The following is a 12,917-nucleotide window of genomic DNA, read 5'->3' on the forward strand; positions in this document are numbered from 1 at the left end:
ATGCCATCCTTTCTGAAAATGCTTATCGCATTACTTGTACTGTTATCTACACAAGTTTTTGCTGCGCAAGACTTCTTGCCGCCAGAAAAAGCATTTCGGGTGGAGGCGACTTGGTTAGACAATTCTAATCAGATTGAGGTTGAATTTACTCCTGCTAAGGGCTATTACATCTATCAAGAATCACTTAAATTTGATGTCGGCATAGAGGCTTCTAAGCTATATAAAATAAGCCCTGTACTGCCATTGGGCATCGAAAAGTTTGATGAAACTTTTCAGAAAAAACTGCAGGTTTATAAGCAGTCATTCATGGTTTTATTGACTATCAAACCGGTTACCGGAAAGCCAATTCATGCAGAGGTAACTCTACAAGGTTGCGCTGAGGCTGGTATTTGCTACCCGCCCATGACGCTGAAGTTTTTACTTGCTGGACCCGGTGTGAAGGCTGCGCCGATGCCAGAAGTTTTGGATGGACAAAAAACCCAAAGCCCGCCTCAAGGCGACTTTAGTCTAGGGGATTTATGGCGTGAGCGAGACGACGTCAATGCTATCGGTCGCTTTTTAGCGAACACTTCTACTGCTTATTTATTCATGGCCTTCTTTGTTTTGGGCCTTGCTTTAGCATTCACGCCTTGCGTGTTGCCAATGCTGCCAATTTTGTCGAGCATCATCTTTGGCTCCCAAGGCGGTAAAACAATTTCTAAAGGGCGCGCGAGCCTTTTAGCCCTCTCTTATGTTTTGGGTATGGCCTTGATCTATGCATTAGCTGGAACCTTGATGGCAGCCCTAGGCGGAAGCGTTCAAAGAGTCCTGCAAAGCCCGGTTGCATTGGTTGCCTTTGCCTTTCTGCTATTAGCCCTGTCAGGCAGCTTATTTGGCCTCTATGAGCTTCGTTTGCCTCATTCCTGGCACCAACACGTCGATAAGCTCGCAGGCCGCCAGAAGGGCGGTAGCGTCTTTGGTGCCTTTGCTTTGGGGGGCATCTCTACTTTGGTAGCAAGCCCCTGCATTACTGCCCCGCTAGCGGGAGTTTTAGCCTTTATTGCACAAACAGGCTCCATGAGTCTAGGCGCAGGCTTGCTGTTCGTGATGGCCTTAGGAATGGGTCTGCCACTCCTCTTTATTGCGGTTGAGGCGCGGATTCTGATTCCTTCCACTGGAATCTGGATGATCTGGCTTCAACGGACTTTAGGTGTTTTGCTAGTGGCGACTGCAGCCTGGATTGCATCTCCTTTAATTCAAAAAACGGATCAAGTTAGCGGCAGTGAAAAAACAATCAATGGGCAAAAAGTACATCAGGTTGGCGACCTATCTTTCTTGGTGATTCAGTCGCCAGCGGAATTAGATGCACAGTTGATCAAAGCAAAGCAAGAGCAAAAATTAGTCATGCTTGATTTCTATGCTGATTGGTGCATCAGTTGCAAAGAGATGGAATTGAATACTTTTGCTAATGCAGAAGTCAGTAAAGAATTAAAACAATTTGTTTTGCTCCAAGCGGATGTAACTTCGAACAGTTCGGATAATCAAGCGCTATTGAAGCGCTTTGGCTTATTTGGGCCGCCAGGTATTTTGATTTTTAATCAAAATTCGGAAGAGCTCAAGGCTCAGCGAGTGATTGGCTATATGCCGCCGCAGCGTTTTGTTGAGCGTTTAAAGCAGGCAATCAATCAGAAGTAACCAGTAACTTCTTGAGCTTATTTTCCCATTGCACTAGCTTTCAGTAAGCGGGCCGCCTCAAGTGAAAAGTAAGTGAGGATGCCATCTGCACCAGCACGTTTAAATGCGAGCAAAGATTCCATCATCACCGCATCATGATCAAGCCAACCATTTTGTGCGGCAGCTTTAAGCATGGCATATTCACCGCTGACTTGATAGGCGTAAGTGGGGTAATCAAACTCTTCTCTAACCCGGCGCACGATATCTAAATAAGGCATGCCAGGTTTGACCATCACCATATCAGCACCCTCGCTAATATCGAGTGCAACCTCCCGCAAAGCCTCGTCGCCATTGGCACAATCCATTTGATAAGTTTTTTTGTCTGCCTTACCTAGGTTCTTTGCTGAGCCTACTGCATCTCTAAAGGGGCCATAAAACGCAGAGGCATATTTAGCTGAATACGCCATGATGCGTGTGTGAATTAATTTCTTTTGTTCGAGCGCTTCCCGAATTTTTCCGATGCGGCCATCCATCATGTCTGATGGTGCAACGATATCGACACCTGCCTCTGCTTGAGCAATCGCTTGCTGAACCAAGATCGCAGTAGTTTCATCATTGAGAATGCGACCCTGATCATCGAGCACACCATCCTGGCCATGACTTGTGTATGGATCAAGTGCGACATCAGTCATGATGCCTAAATTAGGGAAGCGTTTTTTGAGCTCACAAACTGCATTGGGAACCAAACCCTTTGGATTAAAGGCTTCTCTACCATCTGGTGTTTTTAATGCCGAGTCAATCACGGGAAATAAAGCAAGTACAGGAATACCTAAATCAACACATTCTTGTGCAACTGGAAACAGTAAATCTAAAGAAATACGATTAACGCCAGGCATAGAGGCAACGGATTCTGATTTGCCTTGGCCCTCAAGGAGAAACACTGGATAAATGAGATCACTTGCCGAAACAGTGTTTTCTTGCATGAGGCGACGCGACCAGTCATCGCGACGCATGCGGCGAGGACGGTGCCATGGAAAATGGAGCAAAGAGTTAGCTTGTGATTTCTTGTTCATGAGTGTCTGCTTCAAATAACCATTTAATAATTAAATTATCTGCTTCTTCAAGGCCAATGCGTTTTGTACTTGAAAATAATTGTGCCGTAAGTTGCTCGGACTCACCAGCCCCATCAGGTAGTGCAAGGTCGTATTGTTGTAATTGCTTTCTGACAGCCTCAAGGACATGCTTGCACTCACTTTTATTCAGTTTGTCGCATTTGCTCAGCAAAATGTGGATTGGTTTGCCGGTCGGCACAAACCATTGAATCATCTGTTCGTCTAGGTCGGTAATGCCGCGTCTGGCATCCACAATCAGGATCATGCCTACCAATTGCTCACGCTCCTGCAGATAGTCACTGAGCAGGCTATTCCAGTGGTATTTGGTCTCATGGTTTACTGCCGCGTAGCCGTAGCCCGGTAAGTCCACTAAATAGGCTAAAAGCTCATCCTTGGCGAAAAGCCCGAAATAGTTGATATGTTGGGTACGTCCGGGCGTTTTACTGGCAAAAGCGAGTCTTTTTTGATTGCATAGAACGTTAATGGCACTGGATTTGCCGGCGTTTGAGCGACCTGCAAAGGCCACCTCACGCAGTGGGGTGGCAGGTAGGCAATGGGTATCATTGACTGTGGTGGCGAAGCGGGCTTGAAAGAGTTTAGACATGTCCTGAAGCTATTGTAAAATCACGCCAAATCATGAAATATCTCACGGTGTTGGGTAAAAAGGTTGTAAATGCAGGGCCCAAACACTTTTAGGAATTTTTGCCAAGGTAAACATAATGCGTCAAAGCTCCAAAATCTCCAAATTAACTGGCCTACGTGCTGGTTTTGCGCTTTTCTCTATTTTCGCCCTGATCGGTATTTCTGGGGCTGCTATTGCTGCCGATACTGCTCCAATGGCCCCAGCAGCCGAAGCTAAGGCTGCTGCGCCAGCTAAGCCAAAGATTGATCTTGCTGTTGGTGAGGCTCTTTACTCCAATGGAGATGCAAGCCGTGGCGTAACCGCTTGTATTACTTGTCATGGCCCTAAAGGGCAGAGCGCGGTTAGTTCATGGCCTAAGCTATCTGCACAACATGCAGCCTATACAGCTAAGCAATTGAAAAACTTTAAAGAAGGCGCTCGTGCTAATCCAATCATGATGGGTATGTCTGCAGCATTGACCGAACAAGACATGCAAAACATTTCTGCCTATTTATCTAAGCAACCAATTTCACAAGGCGTTGCACAAAACAAAGAAACAATTGCCTTGGGTCAAAGCATATACCGCGGTGGTATTGCCGCTAAAGGTGTTCCAGCTTGTGCTGCATGCCATAGCCCTACAGGCGCTGGCATCCCTGCGCAATACCCGCTCTTAGGCGGCCAATGGGCTGACTATACAAATGCTCAATTACTTGCGTTCCGTGAAGGTGTTCGTAAAAATAGCAGCCAAATGACTGCGATTGCTGCCAAACTTTCTGATCAAGAAATGAAAGCGGTTGCTGATTACATGGCTGGCCTGCATTAAAAAATACTCAGCTTTAAATAAAAACCCCGCTTATGTAGCGGGGTTTTTATTTGCGCCAATGTCTGCAAAATTAATTTGGCAAGATTGTTTCGCTTGCAAATAGGTCTGCAGTTTTTTCGCGAGCACGAATAACGTAAGCATTTTTCCCGTCAACCATAATCTCTGCTGGTTTTGGGCGGGTGTTGTAGTTTGACGCCATCACAAAACCATATGCTCCAGCAGAAAGAATTGCCAGAAGATCGCCCTCCTCCACAGACAGTATGCGATCTCTACCCAGCCAATCACCAGATTCACAGACAGGCCCAACCACGTCATAGGTTGAGCTCTTAAGCTCTTTGGTTTGAGCGGCAACAATGCCATGATGTGCTTCGTATAGGGCCGGACGCATCAGCTCTGTCATTGCAGCATCGACAATGCAGAAGTTTTTTTCTACACCGGGCTTGAGGTATTCAACTGTTGTGAGCAGAACACCAGCATTACCAACCAAAGATCTACCTGGCTCAAGCACAATATCTAAATGAGCAAAGCCGCGGTTTGCCACATGATTCAAAAGAGTATTGGTAAATTCGGTAATGTCTGGAGGTGTTTCATCGCTGTACGAGATTCCAAGGCCACCACCTAAATCAAGATGATGAATCACAATACCTTCTCTTTTGAGATTCTCAACCAAGTCCAAGACTTTATCTAAAGCATCTAAGTAGGGCGCAGTAGTCGTAATTTGCGAACCAATATGACAGTCAATCCCAACCACATCAATCTGAGGAAGTTGACTGGCTTCACGATAGGTTTTCAAAACCTCGTGATACGCAATCCCAAATTTATTTCCTTTTAAGCCTGTAGAAATATACGGATGCGTTTGTGCATCGACATCTGGATTGACGCGTAGAGAGATAGGCGCACGGCAGTTCAGTTTGCTTGCAACACGATTAATGTTGTGAAGCTCGGCGATGGATTCAACATTAATACATTTAACTCCAGCTTGAAGAGCGCTAGCAATTTCAGTGGCAGATTTGCCAACGCCAGCAAACACTAGACTTTTTGGATCAGCACCAATGGCTAATGCGCGTGCTAGTTCACCGCCGCTTACTAAGTCAAATCCCGCGCCGAGTTTTTTGAAGCAATCAATCACAGCCAAATTGCTATTGGCTTTCATGGCGTAATGCACACGGGCACGGCGTTTACCTTGCTGATCAGTGCAAGCTTTGTCATAAGCTTGATAGGCTTCAGTTAATGCTTTTTTGCTATACACATACAGTGGCGTACCAAATTCTTTTGCTAAATCTGCAAGCGGAATTTCTTCGGCATACCATGCGCCTTCACGCTCAGTAAATCCAGATAATTGAGGAAGTGGAATTGCTTTGCTTGTCATTACTTGGCCGATGATGAATTGTTAGTGCTAGCAGGAGTTTGCGGTGGATAGAGCCTACCTTGAGGCTCTGGCTCTGTGGGTGCTGGAGGCACATTTGGTACATTTGGCATGTATAGAGGACCCCTAACCCCACATCCAACAAGGGCTATTAGGAGGGCAATACCGAGGGCTCTATTGAGAATCGCTATCATGAATGTCTCTAAAACGAATGATTGAATATAGCATGCAGGACTCCGGGATGAATCCAAATAACTCGAGCGTGGAAACTATCGATGACAAGCAGTTTTACCAGTTGGGAAGTAATCTATTGCAGTCTATCGAGGTGGCTTTAGAGGCTGCCGATGATGAATTAGATCTGGATTTGGATGTAGAGCGCCAGGGTGGCAATGTGATCAATATCCGCTTTAGTGATAAAAGCGTCATTGTGGTCAATACACAACCACCTTTACATGAGATTTGGGTAGCAGCAAAGTCTGGCGGCTATCACTATCGTTGGGCCGGAACTATGAACAAGCCTTTGTGGCTCGATACTAAAACTGGCCGAGAGCTCTTAAATGATTTGACTGAGTTTGCTAGTACTCAGGCTGGTCAGCCCGTGAAGATTAGACTGATTAAAACTTAAAACCTCAGGCTGCACCAGTGGCGGTTAGGGTTTCGATTACCTGGGTGTCAGGCACGCTCTTAATTTGAGCCTTGCCTATTTTTTCTAAGATGACATAGCGAATCTGCCCGCCCTCTGTTTTCTTATCCACTTGCATGAGTTCCATATAGCGTTCTGCACCAAATTTGGGTGGAACAATAGGTAGGTTCATAGATTTGATGATTGTGGTGAGGCGCTCTAACTCAGCCTCAGTAATCAGATTAAGGCGACAAGATAAATCGGCGCCCATCACCATGCCGCAGCCAACAGCTTCACCATGCAACCACTCTCCGTAACCCATCCCGGCCTCAATGGCATGTCCAAAGGTATGGCCAAAGTTCAAGGTTGCACGAATACCGCCTTCTCTTTCATCTGCAGAAACAACTGCAGATTTAATTTCACATGAGCGCAGTACAGCATGCCCCATCGCATCAGTATCGCAGGCTAGCAATCTAGCTGCATTGACTTCAATCCAGTCCAGGAATTTGGCATCGGCAATGGCGCCATGTTTCACAACTTCAGCAAGACCAGCAGAGAGTTCCCTCGGAGGTAAAGTCTTGAGTGTATTCAGATCAGCAATGACAGCAACTGGTTGATGAAAGGCTCCAATCATATTCTTCCCTAAGGGATGATTGATGCCAGTCTTTCCACCAACGGACGAGTCAACCTGCGCCAGCAAGGTGGTAGGGACTTGTATGAAGCGAATGCCGCGCATGAAGCTCGCAGCAGCAAAGCCCGTCATATCACCAATCACACCGCCGCCTAAAGCAACCAACATGGTTTGACGATCTGCGCCGAACTTTAAAAGATCATCAAAAATCAGCTGAAGATTTTTCCAGTCTTTGTATGACTCCCCATCAGGTAGGGTAATTGTTCTAACTGGTTTACCAAAGGCTTCTAAAGTCTTAGTCAGGCGGCCAGCATAAAGTGGTGCAACCGTAGTATTGGTAACGATGTAAATTGAACTTGCTTTTTCACAAGCACTAAATAAGCTTGGCTGATCAATCAGGTCAGTGCCGATATGGATTGGATAGCTGCGGTTACCAAGATCAACTTCAAGTGTTTTCATCATAGTGCCAATGTATTTAAGCGGAAAGTTCAAGTTGCATGATTAAGGTATTGACCAGCTGATTAACGCTGGGCTTGCCAGTTTCAATCACATGATCTGCTATTTCGCGGTAAAGGGGATCGCGAATAGCATATAAATTTTCTAGAATCTTTTTAGGGTCACCATTCCGAAGAAGGGGGCGTCCTTCGCCGCCTTTAGTGCGGTGCCAAAGTTCATTTGGATTTGCATGAAGGTAAATCACGGTGCCACGCTCACTGAGCGCTTGACGATTACCCGCAAGCAAAATGGCACCACCACCAGTGGCCAGCACAATTTCATGCTCAGCAGTTATGTCCTGAATGGCTTGAGCTTCTCGTTTGCGAAACCCTTCTTCACCTTCCATCTCAAAGATGACGGGAATTTTCACACCACAACGCTCTTCAATGACATGGTCGGCATCTAAAAAGCGGCGCCCTAATTTTTTGGCCAGCACTTTTCCTACGGTCGACTTTCCGGCGCCCATGAGGCCGATGAGAAAGATGTTGTTTGTCGAAGAGTTCACACTTCGATTTTATTAGGGTTTGTCCAGAACGGTAGGGGTTAAGAAGACAAGTAGTTCAGTTTTGTCTTGTAATTTGGATTTATGACGAAATAAGTGGCCTATTAGTGGAATATCTCCCAGCAAGGGGACTTTAGCTTCATCTTCCCTAGTAGTTGTTTGAAAGATGCCTCCGATAATCACCGTCCCGCCATTTTCAACTGTGACCTCAGAACTCAGGCTTTTGGTGTCGATGGCGTATCCCTGCTCTGTTTTCATGCCAATAGTGTCTTTGTTAATGCCAACTAGCATCGATATTCTTCCGTCAGGATGAATTTTTGGCAAAACCTCCAAACGCAAGTTCGCTTTCCGAAATTGCAATTTGCTGCCATTTTGTGAGGTGGTTTGATAGGGAAGCTCCGTGCCTTGTTCGATAGTGGCTTTCACCTGATCTCCGGTCATGATGCGTGGATTAGAGAGAATTTTTCCTTGGCCATCGGTCTCAAGGGCCGACAACTCCGCTTGTATGAGCCGACTACCGTTCCTAGAAATGAGAGTTGCCGCCAGTGTTGCAGGATTAAATCCACTTAAGCCTGCACCGCCTAGATCAAAATTACCTGAAACCTTTTTTTCTGGGTTGTTGCCCAAAGAGGAGCTCGCCTGGTAGCTAAGCTTCACTCCTAGCTCGCGAGCAAAGCGTTCATCAGCTTCCACAATGCGGGCCTCAATCAGTATTTGTCTTGGACTATTAATGTGGTCGCCACCAAAGGGTAGAGCTGCATCTTCCCGACGATGTTTTTGAAATGCAGCAATTTCTGCATGGGGACCAATCCAGTAAATATCACCATTGCGAAGTAGCCGTAATCCTCTGCTTGCGAGAATCGAATGAAGAGCTGTTTGCCAGGGAGTGTTATTGAGTTCAACCGTCAATTTGCCCTTGATAGATTCGCTTAATAAAAAGTTGGTATTGGCAAGTTTTGCAAGCACCTGTAAAAGCTCTGTCACCTCAATATCGGTAAATTGCAAACTAATGGGCGCTTCCATTAAGTTTTGTGCTGGGAGATTTGCACGAATTGGGTTGACAAGAAAAATGAACAAAAGGCCAAAGTAAAGGCTGAATTTTTGTATCTTTGCCTTCATGAATTTTGGGCTTTGCTTCATTCGGTTTTAGAGGGTTTGAGGTTGAGAGTTTTGCCTTGAGCGTGGGTAAGGGTGGCGGCGTCTTTCTCAAGCTGGGTTAATCGCCAGTCCCCCAAAACCAGTCCACCTTTTTGAAACATCACATTACTTTTACCGGTGTGAAAAAACGCTTGTTGGGAATCTCCTATTCGACTTGTACCCAGGTAACGCCAGCGACGGAGTTCAAGCTCATGAGGTAGGGCTTGAGGATTGGAAATAAGCCTGGTAATTGACCTATTTTCTTTTAAAGAGTGAATACTCACTTCTAATAAGTCAATTGCCTCATAAAACTCATCTTGATCCTGCTCTATCTCAGAGCGCAGTAAAGCAAGCTCCTTTTTAAGCTCTGTAAGCTGCTTATAAGACTCTTGGTTTAGGGCTTCTGAACCCGTCTTGAGAGAGTCATATGCCATCAATAGCCCGATACAGATAGCTATTAAAAAGAGCCCGAATACGGCAAATCCTCCCAGCTGGCGGAGTTGATTAAATGCCTCGGGGCTACTGAAATTTTTTAGTTCGATGCGTTCTTTGGGCTGGTGTGGTGGCACCGGAGATGAGTGCTTTGGTGAGCTAGGTTTACGAATTCCATGAGGATCGGGAATGGCTGGATCATCTCCAAGCTCACTCAGAATCGCATCAAAAGATTGGGGGGAAATATGGCGAGATGGCATGCCCCTATTGTTCAAGTTTGGATAGGGAATAGACATCAGCCTGGCTTGAAGCTCTTGTCAGCAAAGATGGTGAGGAAGACTCAAAAACAAGGGTTTTGGAGCTTTTAGGAAAAATAGTTAAGCACCCTATAATTTGAGCTTATGGCCCTCCCCCCAAAAGACAAGCCGCCGCAAAATCAGCGACCCGTCCGTCAATTCGACAGAAGTCCGCGGTATTCCCGAGTAGGGCCAGGCTCACCACGTAAATCTTCTAGTAATCCACTGGTGAAGGCCATGTTGATTATGGGAGTGGTATTTGCCTTGGTGGTGATGTTATTGATGGGCTATGCCTTTTTGGTTGCTAAACCCAATTTGCCAAAAATTTCTGCCTTAACGGATTACAACCCAAAAACACCTTTGCGTATTTTTACAGCCGATAAGGTATTGATTGGTGAGTTTGGTGAAGAGCGGCGCAAAGTGATTCCTTTGGATGAAATCCCACAAACCATGCGCAATGCCGTTCTGGCAATTGAGGATGATCGCTTTTACTCTCACGGCGGCGTTGACTATGTCGGTATTTTGAGGGCCACCCTAACTAATCTTCGGGGGCATTTATCCCAGGGCGCTTCAACCATTACGATGCAGGTTGCTCGAAATTTTTTCTTGAGCAACGAGAAAACGTTCAGTCGCAAAATTTATGAAGTTTTACTTGCTTGGGAAATTGAGTCTCAACTCACAAAAGACAAGATCCTCGAGATCTATATGAATCAAATTTTCTTGGGTCAAAGAGCTTATGGTTTTTCGAGTGCTGCCCAGATTTATTTTGGTAAAGAATTAAAAGACATCACAATTGCAGAATCTGCAATGTTGGCTGGCTTACCTAAAGCCCCATCGGCCTACAACCCAGTAACGAATTTTCGTCGGGCAAAGATTCGTCAAGAATATATCCTGCAGCGTATGCGAGATCTTGGTTATATCTCTTCAGAGAACTACCAAAAGGCAATGATTGAGGAGTTGCATATTCGTGGCCTTGGTAATGAATTTGCAGTTCGCGCTGACTTTCCTGCAGAAATGGTGCGCCAGTTATTGTTTGCTCAGTACGGTGAGGCCATCTACTCTCAGGGAGTCGATGTCTACACTACGATCTTAAAAGCAGATCAAGATGCTGCCTATAAGGCTGTGCGTCGCGGTATTTTTGAGTATGACTTACGGCATGCCTATCGAGGGCCTGAGGGCTTTATTGATCTTCCAGAAGACCAAATAAAACGTCAGCGTGCGATTGACGAGGCTTTACTTGCTTATCCACAATTAGATGACTTGCAATCTGGCGTTGTTCTCGATGTGAAGCCTAAAGAAATGCAGGTCATGATTGCTACTGGCGATACGATTACCTTGAAGGGTGATGGTATGAAATTAGCTTCAGCATCCATTACTGATAGCACACAACCTAAAAAACGTTTACGCCCAGGTGCAGTGGTGAGATTACTGTTTGATGGTGGTGTGTGGAAGTTAGCGCAGTTGCCTCAGGTGGAGGCAGCGTTTGTTTCCATGAACGCAGATACGGGCGCGATCTTATCCTTGGTTGGAGGCTTTGATTTCCGTCGCAATCAATTCAATCACGTCACTCAAGCACTACGCCAGCCAGGATCTTCCTTCAAACCTTTTATTTATGCAGCTGCAATCGAAAAAGGCTATACCCCAGCGACGATGGTGAATGATGCCCCTTTGTCGATTGGCAGTATGGAGACCGGCAGTCAGGCTTGGGAGCCAAAAAACTACGATGGCAAGTACGAGGGCATGATGCGCTTACGCAATGCATTAGCCAAATCGAAGAACTTGGTTTCTGTTCGAATTATTCGAGCGATTGGTCCTTCCTATGCCCAAGAATTTATTCAGCGTTTTGGTTTTGAACCTGAGAAACACCCGCCTTACTTAACCATGGCTTTGGGCGCTGGCTCAGTTACGCCCTTGCAGATGGCCTCAGCTTATAGCGTCTTTGCAAATGGAGGCTATCGTGTAGATCCTTTTTTGATCGACAAGATGGTTGGGTCCAAAGGAGAAATTTTGTTTGAGGCTAAACCTGCACGTGTTGGCGATGGGGCTCCTCGAGTTTTAGATGCGCGCACTGCATTTGTGATGGACAGCATGCTGCAAGAGGTAACTAAAACCGGCACCGCGGCCTCCGCTAGACCTAAATTAGGTCGTAACGATATCGCCGGTAAAACAGGTACTACTAATGATTCGCATGATGCTTGGTTCGCTGGTTACAACCCTAAAGTTGTTGCAGTTGCTTGGATTGGTTTTGATAAGCCAGCCAGCTTAGGCGATCGTGAAACTGGTGGCGGCCTTGCACTACCGATGTGGATTTCTTATATGTCTGTAGCGTTGAAAGATGTGCCACAGGAAGCACATGAAGTTCCTAGTGGCGTGACACAGGTAGATGGCGATTGGTTTATTCCTGAATTTTCACGTAGTGGCGGCTTACGCGAACTACAGTAGTTCGTATTCCAAATGGCCCGGCAAGCGCGCACTGTAATACCTGGCCAAGCAATGCATGTCATGGTTCGTGGCAATAATCGAGAAACACTTTTCTTTAGCGACGAAGATCGTCGTATCTATTTAGAGTGGTTGCGAGAGGCAGCGAGACAATTTGGATGTTCAGTCCATGCTTTTGCTTTAATGCCAAATCATGTGCATTTACTCATGACCCCGCAACACGAAGATTCGCTTGCGAAAACAATGCAGTCTTTAGGCCGACGTTATGCCCAATATTTCAATCAACAGCATCATCGCTCTGGAACGATTTGGGAGGGACGTTATCGCTCCTCCTTAATTGACCCAGATTATTTTTTACGTTGCCAACGCTATATCGAACTCAATCCCGTTAGGGCAGGGCATGAATCAAGCCCCCAAGATTCCAGTTGGACTAGCTTTGCCATTCATATTGGAGGAAAGGCAGAGTCTTGGTTGGTGGATCATCAGCAATTTTGGAAATTAGGAAACACCCCCTTTGAAAGGCAAATGAAATGGGCCGAGTTTGTGAGGGATGGCGCACCCCACTGGGAAGACCGGCAAATTACCGAGTCTTTGCTTAGATCAAAGCCGTGGGTTAGTGATATTTACGCAAAGAAGGTATTTAAGGACACCCCAGATTTGGCTAAAATTCGGCATCGTGGTCGTCCTAGAAAAATTAATTCAATAAATTCAAGCGCTTAGGATGTATTAGGCATAAACTTCCGAGTTAGTATTCCTGACTCTGTCCCTATTTCAGTAATTCATTTTG

13 protein-coding genes are annotated in these 12,917 nt (G+C 45.9%); 5 read left to right on the plus strand and 8 right to left on the minus strand.

Annotated features, from left to right (window positions below; genetic code table 11):
* Positions 1-1,674 (plus strand): protein-disulfide reductase DsbD, encoded by a 1,674-nt coding sequence (gene dsbD, locus B6A14_RS02290; protein ID WP_236635620.1) that lies wholly within the window; start codon positions 1-3, stop codon positions 1,672-1,674.
* A 17-nt stretch (positions 1,675-1,691) separates the two neighbouring features.
* On the opposite strand, the gene hemB is transcribed toward dsbD, so the two are convergent.
* Together hemB and yihA are read right to left on the minus strand one after the other, a co-directional pair.
* A complete protein-coding gene (hemB, locus tag B6A14_RS02295; RefSeq protein ID WP_087908814.1) occupies positions 1,692-2,726 on the minus strand; it encodes a porphobilinogen synthase in 1,035 nt (344 codons plus the stop codon).
* A complete protein-coding gene (gene yihA / locus B6A14_RS02300) occupies positions 2,704-3,369 on the minus strand; it encodes a ribosome biogenesis GTP-binding protein YihA/YsxC (protein WP_087908815.1) in 666 nt (221 codons plus the stop codon). The genes hemB and yihA overlap by 23 nt, the downstream gene beginning before the upstream one ends.
* Positions 3,370-3,484: 115 nt before the next feature.
* Between yihA and B6A14_RS02305 the strand changes: the two genes are divergently transcribed.
* Positions 3,485-4,210, plus strand: coding sequence for a c-type cytochrome (locus B6A14_RS02305; protein WP_087908816.1), 726 nt, complete (start codon positions 3,485-3,487; stop codon positions 4,208-4,210).
* 70 nt (positions 4,211-4,280) lie between these two features.
* Here B6A14_RS02305 and lysA read toward each other — a convergent pair whose 3' ends face one another.
* The gene (gene lysA, locus B6A14_RS02310) at positions 4,281-5,579 is read right to left on the minus strand and encodes a diaminopimelate decarboxylase (protein WP_087908817.1); all 1,299 of its coding nucleotides are present in this window, start codon (positions 5,577-5,579) and stop codon (positions 4,281-4,283) included.
* Positions 5,579-5,770, minus strand: a complete 192-nt coding sequence (lptM, locus tag B6A14_RS02315) for an LPS translocon maturation chaperone LptM (protein ID WP_087908818.1) — start codon at positions 5,768-5,770, stop codon at positions 5,579-5,581. Before lptM ends, lysA begins: the two co-directional genes overlap by 1 nt.
* 47 nt (positions 5,771-5,817) lie before the next feature.
* Here lptM and cyaY point away from each other — a divergent pair, with 47 nt between their 5' ends.
* Positions 5,818-6,201 carry an iron donor protein CyaY gene (gene cyaY / locus B6A14_RS02320; protein ID WP_087908819.1) on the plus strand — a complete coding sequence of 128 codons (384 nt, stop codon included), beginning with the start codon at positions 5,818-5,820 and terminating at the stop codon, positions 6,199-6,201.
* A 4-nt stretch (positions 6,202-6,205) separates the two neighbouring features.
* Here the strand turns inward: cyaY and aroB are convergent, their stop codons facing one another.
* Genes aroB through B6A14_RS02340 form a run of 4 tightly spaced genes read right to left on the minus strand, consistent with a single transcriptional unit; the run spans position 6,206 to position 9,655 of the window.
* Positions 6,206-7,288: a 3-dehydroquinate synthase gene (gene aroB, locus B6A14_RS02325; RefSeq protein WP_236635633.1), complete on the minus strand. Its 1,083-nt coding sequence runs from the start codon at positions 7,286-7,288 to the stop codon at positions 6,206-6,208.
* Positions 7,289-7,304: 16 nt separating this feature from the next.
* Positions 7,305-7,790, minus strand: coding sequence for a shikimate kinase (locus B6A14_RS02330; protein ID WP_236635634.1), 486 nt, complete (start codon positions 7,788-7,790; stop codon positions 7,305-7,307).
* 51 nt (positions 7,791-7,841) lie between these two features.
* Positions 7,842-8,903 (minus strand): secretin and TonB N-terminal domain-containing protein, encoded by a 1,062-nt coding sequence (locus tag B6A14_RS02335; RefSeq protein ID WP_236635621.1) that lies wholly within the window; start codon positions 8,901-8,903, stop codon positions 7,842-7,844.
* Between the two features lie 59 nt (positions 8,904-8,962).
* Positions 8,963-9,655 carry a hypothetical protein gene (locus tag B6A14_RS02340; RefSeq protein ID WP_129560401.1) on the minus strand — a complete coding sequence of 231 codons (693 nt, stop codon included), beginning with the start codon at positions 9,653-9,655 and terminating at the stop codon, positions 8,963-8,965.
* A 141-nt stretch (positions 9,656-9,796) separates the two neighbouring features.
* On the opposite strand from B6A14_RS02340, the gene B6A14_RS02345 reads away from it, so the two are divergent.
* Positions 9,797-12,133: a penicillin-binding protein 1A gene (locus B6A14_RS02345; RefSeq protein ID WP_087908823.1), complete on the plus strand. Its 2,337-nt coding sequence runs from the start codon at positions 9,797-9,799 to the stop codon at positions 12,131-12,133.
* A 12-nt stretch (positions 12,134-12,145) separates the two neighbouring features.
* The gene (locus B6A14_RS02350; protein ID WP_087908824.1) at positions 12,146-12,850 is read left to right on the plus strand and encodes a transposase; all 705 of its coding nucleotides are present in this window, start codon (positions 12,146-12,148) and stop codon (positions 12,848-12,850) included.
* The last annotated feature ends 67 nt before the right edge of the window (positions 12,851-12,917 follow it).

This window comes from Polynucleobacter hirudinilacicola (assembly GCF_002192535.1).
Classification (GTDB): Bacteria; Pseudomonadota; Gammaproteobacteria; order Burkholderiales; family Burkholderiaceae; genus Polynucleobacter; species Polynucleobacter hirudinilacicola.